This is a genomic window from Rugamonas aquatica, from assembly GCF_009380215.1.
Lineage (GTDB): Bacteria > Pseudomonadota > Gammaproteobacteria > Burkholderiales > Burkholderiaceae_D > Rugamonas > Rugamonas aquatica_B.
This window is the reverse complement of sequence record NZ_WHUG01000001.1, coordinates 894,335-914,882: the sequence shown is the minus strand read 5'-3', so window position 1 is coordinate 914,882 and position 20,548 is coordinate 894,335. Positions and strand designations below refer to the sequence as shown.

The following is a 20,548-nucleotide window of genomic DNA, read 5'->3' as shown; positions in this document are numbered from 1 at the left end:
ACATACCGACTACAAAAGAGCACACAATGAAACAAGATCCGCGCTTTCCTAACCTGTTCATCACCGACCACCCGCTGATTCAACATAAACTGAGCCACATGCGCGCCAAGGATACGTCGACCCGTACCTTCCGCGACCTGCTCAAGGAAATCACGCTGTTGATGGGTTACGAAATCACGCGCGACCTGCCGCTGACCACCCGCACCATCGAAACCCCTTTGATGACTATCGACGCACCGGTCATCGCCGGCCGCAAACTGGCCATCGTTCCGATCCTGCGCGCCGGCATCGGCATGAGCGACGGGTTGCTGGACCTGGTGCCGTCGGCCCGCGTCGGCCATATCGGCGTGTTCCGCGACCCGGAAACCCATCAGCCGGTGGAATACCTGGTGCGCCTGCCGGACACCGTGGAACGCACCTTCATTCTGTGCGATCCGATGGTGGCGACCGGTAACTCGGCCGTGCATGCGGTCGACGTGCTGAAAAAACGCGGCGTCACTGACGACCAGATCATCTTCCTGGCGCTGGTGGCTGCACCGGAAGGCATCGAAGTGTTCCAGAAAGCGCATCCTGGCGTGAAGATCTACTGCGCCTCGCTGGATTCGCACCTGAACGACCACGCTTACATCGTGCCTGGCCTGGGCGATGCCGGCGACCGTATCTTCGGCACCAAGTAATTCAACAGGGCTCAGCGATGGCAACCCCTATCGATCCCGATTTCCACGCCCGCCTGGCGGCGCTGAACGAAAAGTTCGCCGTTACCGTGCCGGTGACGATGGAAAAGATCACCCAGGCGCTGGCCGTATGCAAGGCTGCGCCGGGCGAATTACCGCCGGAAACCGATCTGCGCCAGTTGCACGAGTTGCTGCATGGCGTAGCCGGGTCGGCCGGCACCTTCGGTTTCGGCATGCTGGGGCAGCAGGCGCGGCGCATCGAACACATGGTGCGCGGCGTGCTGACCGAGCATACAGGCTGGCCTGAGGTGGTTCCTGAGGTCGAAAAGCTACTGAAATGGGCTTCCCGTGACGCGCAAGCAACAACTTATGAATAAGTGTGCGCTTGATCCAGCTCAAGTCCGTTACTATTAAGTTGTCTATAGTGACACACACGCCCAGTGGACGAGGGAGTTGAGCCACGGAAAGTCGTATGTTTGCGGTGGTTTCTACCAAAAAATATCTGGCTTTGCATTTATTTTCGCGAAAACGTGCTTTTCTCTCGTAAATGGGTATAATGCGGGATCGTTTAGATTCAAGAGTAGTGCAGTTTGTCTGTCATTTCTTTCTTGCCTCAAACGATATCACGGGCGCAAGCCCAACTTAACTGAAATAGGAATTGTAATGGCAACTGGTATCGTAAAATGGTTCAATGATTCGAAGGGCTTCGGCTTTATCACCCCGGACGAAGGCGGCGAAGATCTGTTCGCTCACTTCTCGGCGATTCAGTCCGCAGGCTTCAAGTCGCTGCAAGAGAACCAACGCGTTTCTTTTGAAGTGACCGCTGGTCCTAAGGGCAAGCAAGCTTCGAACATTCAGCCACTGTAATACGCTGAATCAAACGAAATAAAGAAATCCTCGGTATCCGAGGATTTTTTTTCGCCCGCATTTTCGTACGGGTGCTAAATCGGCATTATTTCCCGCTGCTATTTCCAGGATTTGCGCCAGTAATCCGGCTGCGCGTAGGTGTGGCGCAGGAAGTCCACAAACGCCCGTATCCGCAGCGGCAGATGGCGGCGCTGCGCGAACACCGCGTAGATGTCGTTGCCCGGCGCCGAATGCTCGTTGAGCACGGTCTGCAGCTTGCCCGCCTCGATCTCATTACCCACTTCCCACATGGAGCGCCACGCCAGGCCTTTGCCGGCCAGCGCCCAGTCGTGCAGCACCTGGCCGTCGTTGCTGCCCATGTTGCCGCTGACCTTCATCACCACGTTCTTGCCGTTGTCGCGGAAGGTCCAGCCGCGCTGGCTGCCTTCGCTGCTGATCGCCAGGCAGTTGTGCTTGGCCAGGTCGGCCAGCGTTTTCGGCTCGCCGTAGCGCTTGAGGTAGGAGGGCGCGGCCACCACCACGCGTTCGTTGTCGGCCAGCTTGACGCTGACCAGGTTGGAATCGGACAGGCTGGCGATGCGGATCGCCACGTCGATACCTTCGCCGACGATGTCGACCACGCGGTCGCTCATGTTCAGCGTGACGCTGACATCGCGGTGCTCGGCCAGGAAGGACGGGATCAGCGGCGCCACGTGCTGACGCCCGAAACCGGCCGGCGCCGAGATCATCAGGTGGCCGGTGGCGTGCGCGCTGCGTTCGGCGACGGCGGTTTCGGCTTCCTCCAGCTCGGCCAGGATGCGCTGGCAGTCTTCCAGAAAGGCCGCGCCCTCGTTGGTCAGCGCCAGTTTGCGCGTTGTGCGTTGCAAAAGTTTGACACCCAAACGGCTTTCCAGCGCATCCAGACGACGGCCTATCATGGCCGGGGCGATGCCCTCGGCACGCGCGGCAGCCGACAGGCTGCCCTTGGAAACCACCTCTACAAAGGTGGAAATCTGCCTGAATTGACCCATGAGCCTGCTGTCCCTGTCACTTGTGATAAAAACGCATAGATGATGTGATTTTTAGTCTTGTTTGCATAACTTATTAGTGAATATACTGTAAAACATATCGAGGCGTAACTGAGCCTGCACACTAAAAGAATCGGCGTGCAACAAGAAGGCCAGTGCTTATAATTTGATCTTGTAGTTAATATTTTCTTTCGGAGATAGCACATGACGCAGTCCACCATCACTCTGCCGGCAGGCATGGAAATCACGGGCGAGATCAAGCCTGGTTACGCAAACATCCTGACCACCGAGGCACTGTCGCTGGTGGTCAAGCTGACGCGCGAATTCGAATCGCGCCGCCAGCAATTGCTGGCCGTGCGCGTCGAGCGCGCCAAGCGCCTGGATGCCGGCGAGCGTCCCGACTTCCTGCCTGAAACCGCGCACATCCGCGCCGGCGACTGGAAGATCGCTCCGATTCCGAAGGCGCTGGAATGCCGCCGCGTGGAAATCACCGGCCCGGTCGAGCGCAAGATGGTCATCAACGCCTTCAACTCGGGCGCCGACAGCTACATGACCGACTTCGAAGATTCGAACACGCCGAACTGGGACAACCAGATTACCGGCCAGATCAATATGTTCGACGCTGTGCGCCGCACCATTTCGCTGGAGCAGAACGGCAAGTCCTACAAGCTAAACGACAAGATCGCCACGCTGGTGGTGCGCCCACGCGGCTGGCACCTGGACGAGAAGCACGTGCTGGTCGACGGCAAGCGCATCTCCGGCGGCATTTTCGATTTCGCACTGTTCATGTTCCACAACGCCAAAGAGCAACTGGCGCGGGGCGCCGGCCCTTACTTCTACCTGCCGAAGATGGAATCGCATCTGGAAGCGCGCCTGTGGAACGACATCTTCGTGATGACGCAAAACGAACTGGGCCTGCCACAAGGCACGATCAAGGCCACCGTGCTGATCGAAACCATCCTGGCCGCCTTCGAGATGGATGAAATCCTGTACGAACTGCGCGAGCACAGCTCGGGCCTGAACGCCGGCCGCTGGGACTACATCTTCTCGTGCATCAAGAAGTTCAAGCTGGACAAGGATTTCTGCCTGGCCGACCGCGCCAAGGTGACGATGACCGCGCCGTTCATGCGCGCCTACGCCTTGCTGTTGCTGAAAACCTGCCACAAGCGCAACGCGCCGGCGATCGGCGGCATGGCCGCGCTGATTCCGATCAAGAACGACCCGGAGAAAAACGAAGTCGCCATGGGCGGCGTGCGCAACGACAAGGCGCGCGATGCCACCGACGGCTATGACGGCGGCTGGGTTGCCCACCCGGGCCTGGTGGAACTGGCGATGACCGAGTTCACCAAAGTGTTGGGCGACAAGCCTAATCAGATCGACAAGCAACGTCCCGACATCGACGTGACTGCCGCGCAGCTGCTGGACTTCAAGCCGGAAGCGCCGATCACCGAAGCCGGCCTGCGTTACAACATCAACGTCGGCATCCACTACCTGGGCAGCTGGCTGGCTGGCAATGGTTGCGTGCCTATCCACAATCTGATGGAAGATGCGGCCACGGCGGAAATCAGCCGCTCGCAAGTGTGGCAGTGGATCCGTTCGGACAAGGGCGTGCTGGAAGATGGCCGCAAAGTCACCGCCGACATGGTGCGCGCGATGATCAAGGAAGAACTGGTCAAGGTGCAGCGCGATGCTCCGGGCGGCGACGGTCCGACCTACGTGCGTGCCGGCCACATCTTTGAAGAGATGTCGACCTCGACCGATTTCGCAGAGTTCCTGACCCTGCCGCTGTACGAAGAGATCTAAAAATCAACGGCCCGCAAGGGCCGTTTTTCATTAGAAGTCATTTTTCCACAAGCGCAGCGCGGTGAAGGTGGCCAGCGGCGTATCGACGCGGTCCAACCGCCCGGCGCTAACCAATTGTTCGGCGATGGCCGTTTCCCGGTAGCGCAGGAAGGGATTGGTCGCCTTTTCCACGCCTATCGTGCTCGGCACGGTCGGTATGTTGTGCTCGCGCTTGTCGGTCTCCGTCTTCACCCTTTCCTGCAGTGCCAGATTATCCGGATCCACCACGCGCGCGAAACGCAGGTTGGATAGCGTATATTCGTGGGCGCAGTAGATCTTGGTATCATCGGGAAGCGCGGCCAGTTTGCCCAATGAGCTGATCATCTGCGCCGGCGTGCCTTCGAACAAGCGTCCGCAACCGCCCGCGAACAACGTGTCGCCGCAGAACAGCCAGGTCGGCTCGTCGTCGGACGGCTCGCGCACGTAGGCGATGTGGCCCATGGTGTGGCCGGGCACGTCCAGCACCGACAGCCGCAGCGGCAGGCCGGGCACGTCGATCTGCTTGCCTTCGCCGACGGGCAGGGTGATGGCAGCGATGCTCTCGTTGCGCGGACCGAAAACGGGAACCTGATAATGCTGTAATAATTCAGGAACGCCGCCAATATGGTCAGCATGGTGATGGGTGAGTAGAATGGCGGTGAGCTTGAGCCCGTTCGCCTTGAGTGCCGCCAGGATGGGTTTGGCGTCACCGGGGTCGACTGCGACGGCGTGGCTGCCGTCATGAATCAGCCACAGATAGTTGTCGTGGAACGCGGGAACCGTCAGAACACTAAGAGCTTGAGTAGAAGAATTGGTCATTGGATCGCAAAAGGCTGGGCATGGACAAGGCAGGATCTGAGAAATCCATTATAGCGCTGGAAGGCTGGCTGCAAACGCCCGCCGGTGTGTACTTGCGTGAGTGGGAACAAACCTGTCTCGATAATTTAACAGCCGATATCTTCGGATACAACGCGGTGCAGATCGGCATGCCTCAAATTGATGCACTGGCCGCCAGCCGCATGCCGTACAAGCTGCTGGCCGACCGCAAGGTGCGCCCGGGCTCGGCCGTCGATGCCGGGCTGCGTCCGGTCTCGCTGACGCTCGATTACACCGAGCTGCCGTTCGCTTCGCAATCGATAGACCTGGTGGTGTTGCCGCACGTGCTGGAATTTTCCACCGATCCGCACCAGGTGTTGCGTGAAGTGGAGAGGGTGCTGATCCCGGAAGGACAACTGATCATCTGCGGTTTCAATCCGGCCAGCCTGTGGGGCGCTCGCCATGTGCTGCGGCGCGTCGGCGGCACTTCCTTCCTGCCGCGCACGGAGGAGTTGATCTCTATGCCGCGCATGAAAGACTGGTTAAAATTATTGAATATGGGCGCCAGCCAGAGTCACTTCGGCTGCTACGCGCCGGCCTGCCGCACGGAAAAGTGGCTGCATCGCTACGCATTCATGGATAATGCCGGCTCGCGCTGGTGGCCGTATTTCGGCGGCGTCTACATCGTGCAGGCGATCAAGCGCGTGAAAGGCATGCATTTGATCGGTCCGGCTTGGACCAAAAAAACGGCGTCGGCCCCCGCGGTCGTCCCGGCAACAAATAAAAGGCGGGAACAGCAGGATGGATAAGGTAGAGATTTTTACGGATGGCGCATGCAAGGGCAATCCCGGCCTCGGCGGCTGGGGCGCATTCCTGGTGGCCGAGGGCGCCGAAAAGGAAATTTGCGGCGGCACGCGCGACACCACCAACAATCGCATGGAATTGCAGGCGGTGATCGAGGCGCTGAATGCGCTCAAGCGTCCCTGCATGGTGACGCTGCACACCGACAGCCAGTATGTGCAAAAAGGCATTAGCGAGTGGATACACGGCTGGAAGGCGCGCGGCTGGAAGACCGCCGCCAAGGAGCCGGTCAAGAACGAAGACCTGTGGCGCGCGCTGGACGCCGCCCAGGCCATGCACACCGTCGAATGGCGCTGGGTACGCGGCCACAACGGTCATCCGGGCAACGAGCGGGCCGACATGCTGGCCAACCGCGGCGTCGAACTGGCCCGCAGCCGTTGACCGTACGCGGCCTGTTATACTTGACGATCAGATTCATCACGGAACACTATGCGCCAAATCGTACTCGATACTGAAACCACCGGTATCAACCCCAAGCTGGGCAACCGCATCCTGGAGATCGGCTGCGTCGAGCTGCACAACCGCATGCTGACGGGGAATAACCTCCACTTCTACATCAACCCGGAGCGCGAATCGGAAGAGGGCGCGCTGAACGTCCACGGCCTGACCACCGAGTTCTTGAGCGACAAACCGAAGTTCCGCGAGATCGTCGAGCAGCTGCGCGAGTACATCCAGGGCGCCGAAGTCATCATCCACAATGCACCGTTCGATCTGGGCTTTTTGAATCACGAGTTCAAGCTGTTGAACCTGCCGGATTTCAGCAGCCACATCGGCGGCGTCATCGACACGCTGGTGCAGGCCAAGGAACTCCATCCGGGCAAGCGCAACTCGCTCGATGCCTTGTGCGACCGCTATGGCGTGTCGAACTCGCACCGCAAGCTGCACGGCGCGTTGCTCGATGCCGAGCTGCTGGCCGACGTCTACCTGGCGATGACGCGCGGGCAGAACAGCCTGGGCATGGATGCGGAAGAGGAAGTGGTGGCCGGCGCCGAGCTGCTGGAGCCGGTGCCGCTGGCCGACATCATCTTCATGCCGGCGACGGAAGACGAGCTGGCGGCGCACGCCGCCACGCTGGCCGGGCTGGACAAGGCGGTCAAGGGCCAGTGCATCTGGACCGCGACCACGGCGCCGCCGGCCGCCGGCTGACAATTTTCATTGCGGGTCTTCCCTAGCAGGCAGGATGTGTGCGATAATTCGCCCCGCTTCGGGAGGTTAGCTCAGGGGTAGAGCACTGCATTCACACTGCAGGGGTCGCAAGTTCGAAACTTGCACTTCCCACCAAGAATACGTTTGATATCAAAGGCTTACATCATTTAGATGTAGGCCTTTTTTGTTTTGGGCGCTACCAGCGCATGGTCGGAATAAAATCCGCAAACGCGCGCAGCGGCGCCGGCAGATAGCGCCGGCCTGGATAGTACAGCGAGGGACCGTTGAACGCTGGCCACCAGCGCTCCAGCACCGGCTCCAGTTCGCCGCGCTCCATGTAGGGCTTCAGCCAGTCTTCAAACAGGTAGACCAGGCCGCTGCCGGACAATGCCGCATCCACCTTCAGGTCGGCGCCGGCGCCCAGGCCGACAATCAACGGACCAGCCGGTTTGATGACGACTTTCTTGCCTTTGTGCTCGAATTCCCAATCCGGCATCACGCCGCTGGAAAAGCGCCCGCGCAGGCAGGTATGTCTCAGCAGGTCTTCCGGCCGCTTGGGCGTGCCGTGCTGCCGCAGATAGTCAGGTGACGCCGCCAGCGCAAACCGTTGCCGGCGCGGTCCAATCGGAATCGCCACCATATCCAGCTCCATGTGTTCCTCGTAGCGGACGCCGGCATCGCAGCCGGAATGCTGCAGATCGACAAAGCTGTCATCGACGATGATCTCCAGGCAGATGTCCGGATACGCGGCGATGAACGGTGGAATGATGCGCGGCAGGATCAGTTTCGATACGCTAAGCGGCACGTTGAGCCGCAGCCTGCCAGCGGGACGGTCGCGAAAACCGTTCACGACATCCAGCGCGGATTCGACCGCGCCCAACGCAGGCATCAGTTGCTCCAGCAAGCGCTGGCCGGCGTCGGTGGTGGCCACGCTGCGGGTGGTGCGGTTCAGCAGACGCACACCAAGGCCGGCCTCCAGCCGTCGCACCGCTTCGCTCAGTTGCGACGCGCTATTGCCCGTCATGCGCGCGGCGCCGCGAAACCCGCCGTGTTTGGCGACCGCGACGAAGGCGCCGATATCCTGCAGATCAGCCATCGTTCATTGTCCTGTATTCAGCACAAGTTGTGCCATTACGAGGTATTGTCGCACAAAGTTTTCGCCCCTAGACTGTGTTCACCGACCCATCCTTCAGGAGCATATTTTGAACACCTTCCAACTTGGCGATCTGGCAGTCAACCGCATGGGCTATGGCGCCATGCAGCTCACCGGACCGCACGTCTTTGGTCCCCCCAGGAACCGCGAGGAAGCGCTGGCGGTGCTGCGGGAACTTGTCGCGCTGGGCATCAATCACATCGACACCAGCGACTTCTACGGCCCCCATGTCACCAACCAGCTCATCCGCGAAGCGCTGCATCCGTACGCGGACGATCTGGTGATCGTCACCAAGATCGGTGCCTCGCGCGGCGCTGACGCTTCCTGGCTGCCGGCCCAGTCGCCGAAGGCGCTGGAAGCGGCGGTGCATGACAATCTGCGCAACCTCGGCCTGGAACGACTGGATGTGGTGAATATGCGTCTCATGTTTGACGTCATGGGTCCGGCGGAAGGCGATGTCGAAGCCCCTATCTCCGCACTGGCGGAACTGCAGCATCGCGGCCTGATACGTCATATTGGCTTGAGCAATGCGACCGCGCGGCAAGTGAAGCAGGCGCGCAGTATTGCCCGCATTGTCTGTGTACAGAATCAATACAATCTGGTTCACCGCCACGACGACGCGCTGATCGACGAGCTGGCAAAAGACGGTATCGCCTACGTGCCGTTTTTCCCGCTTGGCGGATTCTCGCCGCTGCAATCGACTATCCTGTCCGATGTCGCCGCGCAACTGGGCGCCACGCCCCTGCAGACAGCGCTGGCCTGGCTACTGCAACGTTCGCAGAATATCTTGCTGATTCCCGGCACTTCATCCGTTGCCCACCTGCGTCAAAATGCCGCCGCCGCCGATCTGATACTGCCGCCGGAAGCCATCCGTAAGCTGAATTGCATCGTCACGTCGGCATAACTGCTCTCGGTGAGGGCGGCTATGGCGAGGTCTACGAGGCTTGGGACACGCAACTGTGCCGCAGCGTGGCGATCAAATGCATCAAGCATGTGGGCGGCCGCTCGCCAGGCGCCGACTTGATGCGCGAGGCGCGGCTGGCAGCCTCGCTGCGCCATGCGGCGTTCGTGAAGGTGTATTCCCTGCAAGTCCGATCAACGCCACGGTCGTGCCCGCGAATCAGAGCGCGATCTTTAGCCCGCTGGACGTGATCCAGGTCTTCGTTGTCGCCAACATCGATAACGGCATGGTACTGAGCGACGTGTCGAGCGCGTCGCTGACGCTGACTTTTGGCAACGGCGTCATCGAGCTGACCGTCGCCTACAACGCTGCGGTCGGCGGCTTCCAGCCGTCAGCGGCATTGGTGTCCCGTCCGGCCCTGCGCGTCGCCTGAGTAGATGGCGCAAGCAATCCGGTGGTGCTCTACAAGTAATCGAAATCAGGCACTTGGAAAAGATCCAGCCTTTGGTCGGCTGGATCTTTTTTGCCTGTGGACGAAGCCGGGCTCAACGCCCGACATAAGGCAGCGTCGAGGTCGCTGTTACCGCCACTCCGGGGAAACCGAACAGGTTCAGTATGATTCCCGGCAAAACATTGTTGGCGACGTACATCTGTACGATGACACTCATCGAATTGGGCGTGGAAAAACCGGTGCAGGCAGCGCCGCCGCACAGTATCGTGACAACGGGGGCGTACAGCCCCGAACTCATCAGTGAACCCATTTCCTCGGTGACAATCGCCCTGGCCAGCGTCGTATGGTCGGCGACCCTGGCCGGGTTCTGCATATCCGTCGGTGAGACTGACGACAGGTAGCGCACCGCGTCGTGCGATGCCTTGCATGCGGTCTGATAGTTGAGCAACACCTGGCCGAAGAGCAGCGTGCAGGCGATCAACACGAAAAAGGTCGGCATGACCAGGGCCAGCTCAACGGCGGCAATACCGCTGGAGCGGCGGCGCCTTGGCGGCGGGCGATTTGGCATTCTCATCGGATACCTCCGGTTGCATTCGAGAGACATCCTATCCGCCGCAGCCGCCATTGAAATTGATTCACGACAACTTTTAAGCGCGTCGCTCACACCGGGCTGCAGGCTAGGGCGTGGCGCCACGTTCCTCGCTGAGCGCGGTGGCGATGTGGCGATTGATGGCGCCGCTGGCCTTCATCCTGGACAAAATTTCCGTCAGGCGCGGCGCCAATGCCGCATGCCGCTTGTGCAGGTAGATGTACACGGGCGTGTCCTGCACCAGGCCGGCGTTGTAGACCTGGGCGTAGCGGCTCTGCAACCTGTCCAGTTGCAGCTGCACGTTCTCTTCCAGATCGATAAAGACATCCGTGCGGCCCAGCGCGACATTCTGCACGCCTATCTTGCTGTCGACCACCGATGATATTTGCTGAAGCGGCAGGGTCTGTTCCAGCCGCGCCTTGAAAGTGCTGTATCCGCTACGGTATTCCACGCGGTAGCCCGTGCCTTTCAGGCTATCCCAACCGGTGATGCGCAAGCCTGGAATCCGGGTAAAAGCAGCCACCCGAAAGGAGATCAGCGCTTGCTCCACCCGTATCAGGTGAGGGTGAGTGTCGATGTAGGTGTAGGCCCGTCCGACCTCGCCATCCACGTTGCCGGCCTCGGCCTCAAGCGCGCCGCGCAAAGGCGGATACATGCGCACCTCGACATCCATATTCAATTGCTGGAAAGCTTCCGCGCAGATCAATGACAGCACGTGTGCCGCGTAGGTGGCTTCCTTGGGATAGGGGTGGGCCAGCAGCATGGTGTCACGCGCTGTGGCCGGAGTCCCGCGCATCAGGGCTACGCACAACATCAACCAGGCGGCGGCAGATTTCACGGTCGACCCCAGGGCGGAAAAGTGGATGAGTAACTTGTTTTATTGTACTCCTTGGCGCAGGCATTTCAGCGGCTCGGGATTTTTTGATCTGCATCATGGATTTCAAGGCATCATCCGTCCATAGTCTGTGCTGGCAGAACCACAGGAGGACGTGATGGACGATATTGGTTGGACCCCGGACATGGCGCTGGGTATACCGCTGTTCGACGAGGCGCACGAGGCGCTGGCGGAACAGATCAAACTGCTGACACATTCCAAGGATGAGGACTTCGCCGCCGGCCTGGCGCAGCTGATCGATTGCCTGGAGGATGATTTCCGCCACGAGGAAACGCTGATGGAGGCGATCGACTACCCCGCGCTGCGCAGTCATCGCGAGCAGCACGCCCGCGTGCTGGCCACCTTGCATCAGCTGGAAACGGGCGACATCAAGAGCGGCAGGGTGGCGGTGGGCCTGATACTGCCGTGGTTCCACGCCCACCTGGCAACCGCCGATACCGCGCTCGCCATCGCCCTGCAAATGAGCGGCATCGAAGCGGATGCCTGAACAGCCAGGCCGCGCTTAAGGATGATGCACGGCGCGGCGGCCGAGCACCACGTGCAGCACGAACAGCAGGGCGGCGGCAAGGCCGATCACCCAATGCACGGACGACCATGCGGGCCGGTCGCTCTCGCCGGCCAGGTAGTACAGGCCGAAGCCACTGGCGGTCAATACCAGCATGGCGGCGATCATGCTCCAGCCGGTGCGCAGATTGCGGCCGGCCTTGATCGCGCGGCGGATATGCGCGTTCATCAGGCTGCCGACGAAGAACAGCATCGCCATCGCGGCGGCGCCATGCAGCTTCATGGACCAAGGCTCCAGTGGATTGATGGTTTCGCCGAACTGGCCGACCGGCCGGAAGAAGTAGCGCGCCAGCAGCCAGGCGGCGCCGCTCAGCAGCAGGGCCGCGAAGCTGGCGTAGATGCAGCGCCGGTGCCAGCGCTCGACGCGCAGGTTGATGTGGGGACGGTGACGGTGTGTATGCATCGCTCAGATTATAAACGCTGAGGCTTGCAAACCGGCCAGCACCGCATGTTGCGCATCGCCGCTGGCCAGCACCACCTTGGTCAGCGCGTCGGCGATCGCGCAGCGCGGCGCGCGCACCGAGGCGCTGTTCGCCATCACCAACGGCTCGCCATTGCGGCCGTCCACCAGCGCGCTGATTTGCCGGCCTTCGTGACTGCGGGCCGAGAAGTAGGCCGCCGATGTGGCCAGCGCTTCGTTGCGCAGCTCCAGTTGCGCGCCGCTGCGTTGAGGCGCGCGCGGATCGCGCACGGCGACAGGCCATGCGCGATCGCCGAAGCAGCGCAGATCGCCGCCCGCGTTGACGCAGCCGGCGACGACGCCGGCCCGCTGCAAGGCTTCCACCGCCAGATCGACCGCATAGCCTTTGGCGATGCCGCCCACGTCCACCCAGCCCGCCGCCAGCTTGCGCACCAGCGGCTCTTGTTCGCATTGGTAGACAGCCTGCGTTGGCCGATACGCCGGCATGTCGGCGGCGTCCGGGCGCGGCAGGCAGTGCCAGTCCACCAGCCGTGGCGCGCAGGCGATGTTGAACAGGCCTTGCGACAGTTCGCCGATCTGCGCCGCCAGACGCAGCACCTGCCAGGTGTGCGGATGCACCTCCAGCAGCTCGCCCGCAGCCGCGCGGTTCAGGCGCGAGATATCGCTGGCGGCGTCGTGAAAACTCATCAGCCGGTGCACCAGCGCGACCTCGGCGAAGGCCTGCGTGATCGTCTGCGCATCGCCATCCGCCGTGATATCGACCAGAGTGCCCAGCCAGGGCTGGGCGCGGCGCATCATTTTTTCAGCGCCACCTGGGCGACGGCGGCAATGCGCCGCACGCCGTCGGTCAGGTGGGTGCAGGAGAGGGTGGCGCCGCTGATGTTGGCGATGCCATCGCCTACCGTCAGACCGCCCGTTTGCGCGGACTTGCCGGTGAACTGGCGGCGCCATGCAGGCAGGCGCACCTCGCCGCCGTGGCTTTCGCGGTAGGTCAGGATCTCGATCTGGCGCACGGTGGCATCAGGATTGAGGCCGACCGCATACGAGATCAGCTCGAACTTGCCGATCACGTCGTCGAGCACCATGAAGCCCAGCAGCTTGTCGCCGTTGTAGGCGCCGACCACGCGCCAGTTGACCGAGCGCGCAGCCAGGCCGGCCAGCTTCTCGACCTGCTGCATCTGCGGCAGCGACAGCGCCACGTCCTGCGGACGGAACGCGGTCGCTTCCGGGAAGATCAGTTTCTGCGCCTGCTCCGCGTTCAGGTACTGCGCCGAGAACGCGGGAGCGCAGATGGCGCAAGCCGCCAGTGGTATCCAGTGCTGGTAGCGCATCTTAGTACGAGAAGCCCAGGCCCAGGTTCAGACGGTCGCGCGACTTGTCTTCCTTGAATTTCTGGTAGTCGGCCTTCAGCACCACGCCTTCGCCCACTTTCAGGTTGGCGCCGATGGTGGTGACTTTTTCGTCAGGCGACGCGGCGACGCCCAGGCCTTGTGGCACGGCGGCGTAGCTCTTCGCGGTGTTGAACTGTTCGTAGCGCACGAATGGGCTCAGCGTGTAGTCGCCCACTTCCAGCAGGCGGTACGCGGCCTGGGTGTACCAGCCGGCGAAGGATTTAGGCACCGGCGTCGGATTGCCGACCAGCGTTTCGTTGAGCGCTTCGGTGTTGCTGATCTGGCCGCGCGCGTACAGCGCCGACAGATCCCAACGGCCCGGCGTATAGCGGGTGTGCAGGTCGTACATGGTGATGCGCGCATCGTTGGCCGTGAAGCCGTCGGCCTTGTGGCCGGCCTTGCCGGTGAAGATGGAACCGCCCACCAGCAGGCCCGGTACGCCGCGCCAGTTCAGCGCCGCGTGCACGCTCAGGTCGCGCGACTTGGCTTGCTGGCCTTCCTGGTGGATGGAGCCCAGCGGCGATTCGCGGCCGTCGCTGCCGGCGGCGTCCCATTTGCCCAGGTCGAAACCGGTGGTGATGCCGGTGTCCCAGGTCAGGCCGCCGGCGGTGTCGCCGGACAGGCTGACGCCCACTTCACGCCAGGTCGACGGGATGATGGCCGTTTCGACGAAGTTGCGTTCGACGCCGTAGTAGGCGGTCGGTTCGTGGTTGGCGTTCAGCAGGCCCATAGGAATCAGATACAGGCCGACCTTGCTGCGCAAGCCGTTGCCGAATTCGCGCTCGACATACAGCTGTTCGACTTCGCTCTCGCCCTTGTCGTCGGCGGAGACGATGGCGTGCTCCCATTCGAATTCGGCGACCACCTTGGTCTTCGGATCGAAGCGGTGTTCGATGCCGATGACGGCGCGGCGTACATCGGCCTGCGCGCCGCTGGCGTTCTTGGTCGGACGGTTGTAATTGACTTCGCCGTAGCCGCCGAAGATGGTCGACGGTCCCGCTGCCGCCAGCGTAGGCTCGGCGGCCGGCGCCGCGGCGCGTGCAGGAGCTGCGGCAACAGCAGGCGCCGGCGCGGCAGCGGCGATGGCTTGCTGGCGCTGCTCGACGGCTTCGGTCTTCTTGACGCTGGCCTTCAGTTCAGCCTTCAGCTGTTCCAGTTCCGCGGCCATCTTTTCGATACGGGCCATCAGTTCAGCCTCGCCTGCGGTGGCGGCGAAAGGCGCGCTGAGGAAGGCGGCGGCGAGGGCGGTTGCGATCAGGTGTTTGTTCATGTTCATATCTCTGCGATTAAGGGTTGGTTTTGTAGCCGTCGGTCAGCGTGCCGAGGAATTTCACGACATCGTCGATCTCGCTGGGCGACAGCGCCGGCGCCATGCCGGGCTGACGGTTGTAAGGCACTTCGGTGGTGTTGACGTTCTTGCGGTATTCCGGCGGCAGGTCGTTAAACTTCTGCACCACGCCGTCGGCGCCAGTTGGGTACCACTCTTCGGGATTGGTATCGCGCCGCACGTAGAAGGCCACCACGTCCTTCAGGTTGTCGAAGGAGCCGTTGTGGAAGAAGGTCTGGCGCGTGGCGACGTTGCGCAGCGTCGGCACTTTGAAGGCGCCGCACAAGTCGGCGCGTGCGGCCAGGTCGGTGCGGTCAGGGCCGCACAGGCCGAGGTCGAAGTAAGCCGGATCGGCGGTCGCCGCCAGCTTCTTGTTGCGCGGCAGGCCGAGATTGTCGAAGGTGAAGTCGGTGAACAGCGGCGGCGCGCCGTCGGCGCCGCGCGCGCTGGTGTGGCAGCCGATGCAATTGCCCTTGGCCGGGTCGTTGAACAGCGCCAGGCCGCGCAGCTCCTGGTCGGACAGCTTGACTTTACCAGCCAGGAACTGGTCGTACTTGGAATCGAACGGGTGGAATTCCGTATCCTCCAGCTGGTATTTTTGCAGCGCGAAGGTGATGCGGCTGAAGGCCTGCTCGGCGTTGTCCAGGATGCCGGCGCCGAACAGCGCGCGGAACTTCTCGACGTAGGCGGCTTTTTTCAGCTTGTCGACCACGCTCTGCTTGTTGGCGTTGTCCATTTCATGCGGCGCCAGGAAAGGGCGTTCGGCTTGTTCCGCCAGGCTTTGTGCGCGGCCGTCGCGATTGAAACCGCCGGTCGGCGTGCCGTCCTTGGCGAAGAAGAAGGCCGGGTTCTGGTTCAGGTAGCGCAGCGAAGGCGCTGCGCGGAAGCCTTGCACGTCGCCGGTGGCGCCGCCCAGCTGTGCCGCCAGATTGTTGGTCGGGCCGTGTGCGTTGTCCGGGCTGTGGCAGGTCGCGCACGACTGCTTGCCGGAAGCGGATAGCGACTGGTCTTTGAAGATCAACTCGCCCAGCTGGGCGGCCTGACTCAGTTCTTCTTTGGCGGGTGGCGTTGGTGTCGGCGTTGGCGACGGCGCGGTGGAACCGCCGCCGCCGCTGCACGCCGCCAGAGTGGCCAGCAGCAGGGCTGCGGGGACGAGGGCGGTGCGGGAAAATTGTGTACGCATTGCGGATTTAATCGGTGAATGTAAATGATAGCAATTCGCATTATCGCCGATAGGTTACTTTTATGCCAATTTATGTGCGGCATTTGTGGTTTATCCGTCAGCCTGGCCGACAGTGTGACGTTCACCTACATTCATGATGCCGTCACATTTGATTCATACACTTGCCGGTTTTTACACCCCGCAAACTGGAAAGTCCTATGAAGAACTCGCAGCAGCAGTTGATCCTGGCGGCACTGGCCCTGATGTCCGGCGCCGCGCACGCGCAAACCGCAACGCCTTCCATCGACGACGTCCCCGTGTCGAATACGGCGCTCGATTCGGAGGCGATCAAAAGCCGCGTGGTCATCACCGGCTCCAACGCCGTCAACCGCGCGCCGGTACAGGCTTCCTTGCAGGCGACCCAGCCGCAGTCCATCATCACCGCGACCTTCATCGAGCAGGCGGTGACGCCGCTGGCGGACTTCAACGCCGTGGCGCGCATCGCGCCCAGCGTCGGCGCGGGCTTGTCGGCCAACGGTCCTGGCCTGGGCGAATCGAAGGTCTCGCTGCGCGGCTTCCAGGACGGCGAGTACAACGTCACCTACGACGGCATCCCGTTCGGCGACACCAACAACCCCACCCACCATTCGACTTCCTACTTCCCGGCCCGCATCATCGGCGGCATGGTGATCGAGCGCGGCCCGGGCAACGCCAGCAATCTGGGACAGGCCACGTTCGGCGGCTCGATCAACCTGTTCTCAAAAGAGCTGGCGACCGAATTCCGCTTTTCGCCTTATGCCACCTACGGTTCCTGGAACACCAAGATCCTCGGCGCGGAAGTCGATTCCGGCCAGCTGGAGCAGTTCGGCGACGCGCGCATGATGTTCAACGCCTCGCGCCTGACCAGCGACGGCTACCAGACCTACAGCAGCGTCAAGGAAGACAACTACCAGTTCAAGTTCCAGAAGCCGCTGGGCAAGGACACCATGCTGACGGTGTTCTCGACCTATAACAAGATCCACAGCTTCGTGCCGGACAAGGCCGGCGTCACGCTGGCCCAGGTCGCGCTGTACGGCAAAAACTACTCGCTCAACAACGACAAGACCAGCCAGAACTACTTCGGCTACAACTACAACGACAAGCGCACCGACTTCGAATACATCCGCCTGCAATCGAACCTGGATGGCGGCTGGGCGATCGACAACACGCTCTACACCTACGCCTACGACAACAACACCTTCTCCGGCCAGGACGCCAGCGGCGCCACCGCCAACGGCACCAAGTCCGGCGCGGCCGGCAACAAGAACGTCCCCGGTTACAACAAGCTCAATTCCTACCGCGTCAACGGCGACATCTTCAAGCTGACCAAGCGCCTGGATGCAGGCCTGCTGCGCGCCGGCGTCTGGCTCGAAAGCTCGGACACCGAGCGCCACACCTTCGATCTGGACTGGACGCTGAACGTGCCGAACCCGAAAGAGGCGACCGCGCCGAAGGACGTTTCGTACAACCAGAACTCGTCGTGGAAGCAGTATCAGCCCTTCGTCGAATTCGAATGGGCGGTGGCGCCGCAGTGGACCGTGACGCCAGGCGTCAAGTACGTCCACTTCAAGCGCTCGCTGGATGCTGTGGTCAATCAGGGCACGCGCATCCCGACCACGGCCGACCAGACCTACACTACCACCTTGCCGTTCCTGACCGCGAACCATTCCATCAACAAGGAGTGGTCGGCCTACGCCCAGGTGGCGCGTGGCTTCCTGGTGCCGGACCTGTCGATGTTCTACGTGAATAACCCGAACCTCAGCACGCCGAAGCCGCAGACTTCCACCAACTACCAACTGGGCACCGTGCACCAGTCGGGCAACCTGACCTTCGATGCGGATGTCTACTACATCGACTTCAACAACAAGATCGCCTCGACCGGCACCGGCAATGACCTGGTCTACTACAACCAGGGCGGCGTGGTCTACAAAGGCATCGAAGGCGCGGCCACCTGGTACGTCGGCAGCGGCTTCTCGCTGCATGCCAACGGCTCGATCAACAAGGCCGAGGCCAAGGACAGCGGCCTGCAAATCGCCAAGGTGCCGAAATCGACCGCCGCACTGGGCCTGCTGTACAAGGACCACGGCCTGTATGGCTCGCTGATCGCCAAGTCCAACGGCAGCCAGTACGCCAAGGACGGCGAGCCGGCCGCCTACCAGATCGGCGCCTATACGGTGACCGACTTCACGGCCGGCTACCGCTGGCGCGTGGGCGGCGGCATCGTCAAGGTGCTGAAGGTGCAGGCGGGCGTCAACAACATCTTCAACAAGCAGGATGCGACATCGATCGCGGCCAACAGCAAGGGCGCGGCGTTCGACCAGTACACCTTCGTTCCGGCGCGCAGCTGGACGGTGTCGCTCAATGCCGACTTCTAAGGAGCGGCGCATGCACATATCGACGATGCTGCGCCGCGCCGCTTGCGGTGCGGCGCTGGTGTTGAGCCAGGGCGCCGTGCTGGCGGCCGCGCCCGATCCGGTGGTGATGTCGTTCGCCACCGTCGGCGATTCGCGCGCCGATCCCGCCACCGCCGAAACGGCGCAGGACAAGGTCTACCTGCAAAACACGCGGGCGCTGTCGCGCATCCTGCGCGAGATCCAGGCGGCCCGGCCGAAGGCCTTGTTCTTCAACGGCGACATGATCATGGGCTACACGGCCGACAAGGCCGTGATAGGCCGCCAGTACGCCTACTGGCGCGGCATGACGGCGGGCCTGATGGAAAGCGGCACCTACGTGGTGCCGGTGACGGGCAACCATGAGATGCAGTTCAAGGACAAGGACGCCGCCGGCAAGACCACCAAGATCGCGCGGCTCGAAAACGAAGAGCTGTGGCGCGAAAGCATGGGCGATCTGATACTGGACACGGCGCGCTGGAAGGCCGTCACCGGCATCGAGGCGACCGCGTTCGACGCCAGTAACGCGCCGCCCGTCGATGGACCGGACGGCAACCGCACCAGCCAGTCGCAGCTGACCTATTCCTTCGATGCCGGCGGCAGCCACTTCGCCGTGATCGACACCGACCCTGTCGGCAACGACGGCCACGGCCCGGCGCACTGGCTGGCGGAGGACTTCAGGCAGGCCAAGGCGCGCGGCGCCAAACGCTTCTTCGTGTTCGGCCACAAGCCGGCCTACACCTACTACTTCAAGAACAGTGTGGAACCGGACGGCATGGACATCTACCCGGACAACGCCAAGGCGTTCTGGAAGGTGATGGAAGAATACGGCGGCGCCTACTTCTGCGGCCATCAGCACATCTTCAACGCCCAGCAGCCCATGCGCGCCGACGGCGGCAAGGCGTGGCAGGTGATGGTGGGTTCGGGCGGCTCGCCGTTCAGCGCCAAACCGGGCGACAGCCGCAATCCGCACGATAGGGTGTATGCTTGGGCGCTGGTCCGGGTGCACGCAAGCGGCAAGGTGCGTATCGAGGTGTACGGCTTCGATGAACACTACGGTAAAACTCAACGATTAAAAACCATACAGTTCTGAACATGAAAAAAACACTATCGGCAGTACTGTCGCTGGCCCTGACGGCCGGCGCCGCCGGCGCTGCGGACTACTCGGTGCGCCAGCAATGGCCGCTGGATGGCGCCGGCCGCTGGGACTACCTCGATATCGACACCGCGCATCAGCGCCTGTTCATCACGCGCGGCGACCGTTTGCAGGCGCTGGAACTGGCGTCGGGTAAAGTGATCGGGGAAGTCGGAGGTTTGCGGCGCGCGCACGGCGTTGCGTTCGCACCCAAGCTGGGCGTGGGTTTCGTCACCAGCGGCGATGCGGACAGCGTGGTGGTGTTCGATCTGGAGAGCCTGAAGACCCGGAGCGAAGTGCGCGTCTCCGGCAAGAATCCCGACGCCGTGTTGTACGAGGAGGGCAGCGGCAAGCTGTACACCTTCAACGGCAAGAGCGCCGACGTGTCGGTGTTCGACGCCGCCACGATGGCGCCGAAGGCCACCATCGCCGTCAAGGGCAAGCCGGAATTCGCCGTCAGTGACGGCCGCCGCATCTACGTCAACATCGAAGACAAGAACCAGATCGCCGTGATCGACATCGCGACAGACAAGATGGTCGCACAGTGGCCGCTGGCCGGCTGCGATGAGCCTACCGGCCTTGCGCTGGATGCGGCGCACAAGCGCCTGTTCTCGGTATGCGGCAACGGCGTGCTGGCCGTCACCGACGCGGCCAGCGGCAAGGCCGTGGCGCGCGCCGCCATCGGCAAGGGCGCGGATGCTGTGGTGTTCGACGCCGCCAGCGCGACGGTGTTCTCGTCCAACGGCGAGGGCACGCTGACGCTGATACGCCAGACCGATGCCGACCACTACGCGGCGCCTGTCACCGTCAAAACTGTCAAGGGCGCGCGCACCATGGCGATGGACCATGCCAACGGCAGGCTTTATCTGCCGACGCTGGTGGAGCAGCGCTTCACGGTATTGGTGACGACGCCGTAACGGCGCGCTACAATGGGCTGA

Annotated in this window: 24 protein-coding genes and 1 tRNA gene; 15 read left to right on the top strand and 10 right to left on the bottom strand. The window is 62.2% G+C overall.

The window, feature by feature from the left end; translation table 11 throughout:
• The first annotated feature begins 26 nt into the window (after positions 1–26).
• From upp to GEV02_RS03970, 3 genes are all read left to right on the top strand, one after another.
• Positions 27–677, top strand: coding sequence for a uracil phosphoribosyltransferase (upp, locus tag GEV02_RS03980; protein WP_152836631.1), 651 nt, complete (start codon positions 27–29; stop codon positions 675–677).
• Between the two features lie 17 nt (positions 678–694).
• Positions 695–1,051, top strand: coding sequence for an Hpt domain-containing protein (locus GEV02_RS03975; RefSeq protein ID WP_152836630.1), 357 nt, complete (start codon positions 695–697; stop codon positions 1,049–1,051).
• Positions 1,052–1,337: 286 nt separating this feature from the next.
• Entirely contained in the window at positions 1,338–1,541 is a 204-nt protein-coding gene (locus GEV02_RS03970) for a cold-shock protein (protein WP_008448165.1), read from the top strand.
• Positions 1,542–1,639: 98 nt separating this feature from the next.
• Here the strand turns inward: GEV02_RS03970 and GEV02_RS03965 are convergent, their stop codons facing one another.
• Positions 1,640–2,551, bottom strand: coding sequence for a LysR family transcriptional regulator (locus tag GEV02_RS03965; protein WP_152801925.1), 912 nt, complete (start codon positions 2,549–2,551; stop codon positions 1,640–1,642).
• Between the two features lie 201 nt (positions 2,552–2,752).
• Here GEV02_RS03965 and aceB point away from each other — a divergent pair, with 201 nt between their 5' ends.
• Positions 2,753–4,351 carry a malate synthase A gene (gene aceB, locus GEV02_RS03960; RefSeq protein ID WP_152836629.1) on the top strand — a complete coding sequence of 533 codons (1,599 nt, stop codon included), beginning with the start codon at positions 2,753–2,755 and terminating at the stop codon, positions 4,349–4,351.
• Between the two features lie 30 nt (positions 4,352–4,381).
• On the opposite strand, the gene gloB is transcribed toward aceB, so the two are convergent.
• Positions 4,382–5,188, bottom strand: a complete 807-nt coding sequence (gloB, locus tag GEV02_RS03955; RefSeq protein WP_152836628.1) for a hydroxyacylglutathione hydrolase — start codon at positions 5,186–5,188, stop codon at positions 4,382–4,384.
• 20 nt (positions 5,189–5,208) lie between these two features.
• Between gloB and GEV02_RS03950 the strand changes: the two genes are divergently transcribed.
• From GEV02_RS03950 to GEV02_RS03935, 4 genes are all read left to right on the top strand, one after another.
• On the top strand, positions 5,209–5,994 hold the full coding sequence (locus tag GEV02_RS03950; RefSeq protein WP_008448174.1) for a class I SAM-dependent methyltransferase: 786 nt from the start codon (positions 5,209–5,211) through the stop codon (positions 5,992–5,994).
• Positions 5,987–6,427: a ribonuclease HI gene (gene rnhA, locus GEV02_RS03945; RefSeq protein WP_008448176.1), complete on the top strand. Its 441-nt coding sequence runs from the start codon at positions 5,987–5,989 to the stop codon at positions 6,425–6,427. Before GEV02_RS03950 ends, rnhA begins: the two co-directional genes overlap by 8 nt.
• A gap of 48 nt (positions 6,428–6,475) precedes the next feature.
• Complete coding sequence (gene dnaQ / locus GEV02_RS03940) at positions 6,476–7,192, top strand: DNA polymerase III subunit epsilon (RefSeq protein ID WP_152836627.1); 717 nt, start codon at positions 6,476–6,478, stop codon at positions 7,190–7,192.
• Positions 7,193–7,252: 60 nt separating this feature from the next.
• Positions 7,253–7,327: transfer RNA gene (locus GEV02_RS03935), tRNA-Val, on the top strand.
• Between the two features lie 61 nt (positions 7,328–7,388).
• On the opposite strand, the gene GEV02_RS03930 is transcribed toward GEV02_RS03935, so the two are convergent.
• Complete coding sequence (locus tag GEV02_RS03930; protein WP_152836626.1) at positions 7,389–8,288, bottom strand: LysR family transcriptional regulator; 900 nt, start codon at positions 8,286–8,288, stop codon at positions 7,389–7,391.
• Positions 8,289–8,394: 106 nt separating this feature from the next.
• Between GEV02_RS03930 and GEV02_RS03925 the strand changes: the two genes are divergently transcribed.
• The 3 genes from GEV02_RS03925 to GEV02_RS03915 are packed head-to-tail and all read left to right on the top strand — an operon-like array spanning position 8,395 to position 9,679.
• The gene (locus GEV02_RS03925; protein WP_152836625.1) at positions 8,395–9,249 is read left to right on the top strand and encodes an aldo/keto reductase family oxidoreductase; all 855 of its coding nucleotides are present in this window, start codon (positions 8,395–8,397) and stop codon (positions 9,247–9,249) included.
• Positions 9,228–9,497, top strand: coding sequence for a protein kinase (locus tag GEV02_RS33790; RefSeq protein ID WP_152836624.1), 270 nt, complete (start codon positions 9,228–9,230; stop codon positions 9,495–9,497). The genes GEV02_RS03925 and GEV02_RS33790 overlap by 22 nt, the downstream gene beginning before the upstream one ends.
• Positions 9,455–9,679, top strand: coding sequence for a hypothetical protein (locus tag GEV02_RS03915; RefSeq protein WP_152836623.1), 225 nt, complete (start codon positions 9,455–9,457; stop codon positions 9,677–9,679). The genes GEV02_RS33790 and GEV02_RS03915 overlap by 43 nt, the downstream gene beginning before the upstream one ends.
• Positions 9,680–9,791: 112 nt before the next feature.
• On the opposite strand, the gene GEV02_RS03910 is transcribed toward GEV02_RS03915, so the two are convergent.
• Both GEV02_RS03910 and GEV02_RS03905 read right to left on the bottom strand, forming a co-directional pair.
• Positions 9,792–10,271, bottom strand: a complete 480-nt coding sequence (locus GEV02_RS03910; protein ID WP_174998952.1) for a TadE family protein — start codon at positions 10,269–10,271, stop codon at positions 9,792–9,794.
• Positions 10,272–10,374: 103 nt separating this feature from the next.
• Positions 10,375–11,124 carry a substrate-binding periplasmic protein gene (locus GEV02_RS03905; RefSeq protein ID WP_152836621.1) on the bottom strand — a complete coding sequence of 250 codons (750 nt, stop codon included), beginning with the start codon at positions 11,122–11,124 and terminating at the stop codon, positions 10,375–10,377.
• A 154-nt stretch (positions 11,125–11,278) separates the two neighbouring features.
• Here GEV02_RS03905 and GEV02_RS03900 point away from each other — a divergent pair, with 154 nt between their 5' ends.
• Positions 11,279–11,668, top strand: coding sequence for a bacteriohemerythrin (locus GEV02_RS03900; protein WP_152836620.1), 390 nt, complete (start codon positions 11,279–11,281; stop codon positions 11,666–11,668).
• 15 nt (positions 11,669–11,683) lie between these two features.
• On the opposite strand, the gene GEV02_RS03895 is transcribed toward GEV02_RS03900, so the two are convergent.
• The 5 genes from GEV02_RS03895 to GEV02_RS03875 are packed head-to-tail and all read right to left on the bottom strand — an operon-like array spanning position 11,684 to position 16,067.
• A complete protein-coding gene (locus tag GEV02_RS03895) occupies positions 11,684–12,148 on the bottom strand; it encodes a DUF4405 domain-containing protein (RefSeq protein WP_152836619.1) in 465 nt (154 codons plus the stop codon).
• Positions 12,149–12,151: 3 nt separating this feature from the next.
• Positions 12,152–12,964 carry an FAD:protein FMN transferase gene (locus GEV02_RS03890; RefSeq protein ID WP_152836618.1) on the bottom strand — a complete coding sequence of 271 codons (813 nt, stop codon included), beginning with the start codon at positions 12,962–12,964 and terminating at the stop codon, positions 12,152–12,154.
• Entirely contained in the window at positions 12,961–13,497 is a 537-nt protein-coding gene (locus GEV02_RS03885; RefSeq protein WP_152801909.1) for an FMN-binding protein, read from the bottom strand. Before GEV02_RS03885 ends, GEV02_RS03890 begins: the two co-directional genes overlap by 4 nt.
• Position 13,498: 1 nt before the next feature.
• Entirely contained in the window at positions 13,499–14,827 is a 1,329-nt protein-coding gene (locus GEV02_RS03880) for a hypothetical protein (protein ID WP_152836617.1), read from the bottom strand.
• 16 nt (positions 14,828–14,843) lie between these two features.
• A complete protein-coding gene (locus tag GEV02_RS03875; RefSeq protein WP_152836616.1) occupies positions 14,844–16,067 on the bottom strand; it encodes a cytochrome-c peroxidase in 1,224 nt (407 codons plus the stop codon).
• A gap of 197 nt (positions 16,068–16,264) precedes the next feature.
• On the opposite strand from GEV02_RS03875, the gene GEV02_RS03870 reads away from it, so the two are divergent.
• The 3 genes from GEV02_RS03870 to GEV02_RS03860 are packed head-to-tail and all read left to right on the top strand — an operon-like array spanning position 16,265 to position 20,527.
• Positions 16,265–18,460 carry a TonB-dependent receptor gene (locus GEV02_RS03870; protein ID WP_152836615.1) on the top strand — a complete coding sequence of 732 codons (2,196 nt, stop codon included), beginning with the start codon at positions 16,265–16,267 and terminating at the stop codon, positions 18,458–18,460.
• Positions 18,461–18,470: 10 nt separating this feature from the next.
• On the top strand, positions 18,471–19,568 hold the full coding sequence (locus GEV02_RS03865) for a metallophosphoesterase family protein (RefSeq protein WP_174998950.1): 1,098 nt from the start codon (positions 18,471–18,473) through the stop codon (positions 19,566–19,568).
• A gap of 2 nt (positions 19,569–19,570) precedes the next feature.
• A complete protein-coding gene (locus GEV02_RS03860; RefSeq protein WP_152836613.1) occupies positions 19,571–20,527 on the top strand; it encodes a YncE family protein in 957 nt (318 codons plus the stop codon).
• Positions 20,528–20,548: the final 21 nt, after the last annotated feature.

Coding starts and splice junctions, on each gene's coding strand:
- GEV02_RS03900 (WP_152836620.1), top strand. CDS start 11,279: ATGGACGATATTGGTTGGACCCCGGACATGGCGCTGGGTATACCGCTG.
- aceB (WP_152836629.1), top strand. CDS start 2,753: ATGACGCAGTCCACCATCACTCTGCCGGCAGGCATGGAAATCACGGGC.
- rnhA (WP_008448176.1), top strand. CDS start 5,987: ATGGATAAGGTAGAGATTTTTACGGATGGCGCATGCAAGGGCAATCCC.
- GEV02_RS03950 (WP_008448174.1), top strand. CDS start 5,209: ATGGACAAGGCAGGATCTGAGAAATCCATTATAGCGCTGGAAGGCTGG.
- GEV02_RS03965 (WP_152801925.1), bottom strand. CDS start 2,551: ATGGGTCAATTCAGGCAGATTTCCACCTTTGTAGAGGTGGTTTCCAAG.
- GEV02_RS03970 (WP_008448165.1), top strand. CDS start 1,338: ATGGCAACTGGTATCGTAAAATGGTTCAATGATTCGAAGGGCTTCGGC.
- GEV02_RS03870 (WP_152836615.1), top strand. CDS start 16,265: ATGAAGAACTCGCAGCAGCAGTTGATCCTGGCGGCACTGGCCCTGATG.
- GEV02_RS03865 (WP_174998950.1), top strand. CDS start 18,471: ATGCACATATCGACGATGCTGCGCCGCGCCGCTTGCGGTGCGGCGCTG.
- GEV02_RS03975 (WP_152836630.1), top strand. CDS start 695: ATGGCAACCCCTATCGATCCCGATTTCCACGCCCGCCTGGCGGCGCTG.
- upp (WP_152836631.1), top strand. CDS start 27: ATGAAACAAGATCCGCGCTTTCCTAACCTGTTCATCACCGACCACCCG.
- GEV02_RS03875 (WP_152836616.1), bottom strand. CDS start 16,067: ATGCGTACACAATTTTCCCGCACCGCCCTCGTCCCCGCAGCCCTGCTG.
- GEV02_RS03860 (WP_152836613.1), top strand. CDS start 19,571: ATGAAAAAAACACTATCGGCAGTACTGTCGCTGGCCCTGACGGCCGGC.
- GEV02_RS03890 (WP_152836618.1), bottom strand. CDS start 12,964: ATGATGCGCCGCGCCCAGCCCTGGCTGGGCACTCTGGTCGATATCACG.
- gloB (WP_152836628.1), bottom strand. CDS start 5,188: ATGACCAATTCTTCTACTCAAGCTCTTAGTGTTCTGACGGTTCCCGCG.
- GEV02_RS03930 (WP_152836626.1), bottom strand. CDS start 8,288: ATGGCTGATCTGCAGGATATCGGCGCCTTCGTCGCGGTCGCCAAACAC.
- dnaQ (WP_152836627.1), top strand. CDS start 6,476: ATGCGCCAAATCGTACTCGATACTGAAACCACCGGTATCAACCCCAAG.
- GEV02_RS03895 (WP_152836619.1), bottom strand. CDS start 12,148: ATGCATACACACCGTCACCGTCCCCACATCAACCTGCGCGTCGAGCGC.
- GEV02_RS03910 (WP_174998952.1), bottom strand. CDS start 10,271: ATGAGAATGCCAAATCGCCCGCCGCCAAGGCGCCGCCGCTCCAGCGGT.
- GEV02_RS03880 (WP_152836617.1), bottom strand. CDS start 14,827: ATGAACAAACACCTGATCGCAACCGCCCTCGCCGCCGCCTTCCTCAGC.
- GEV02_RS03885 (WP_152801909.1), bottom strand. CDS start 13,497: ATGCGCTACCAGCACTGGATACCACTGGCGGCTTGCGCCATCTGCGCT.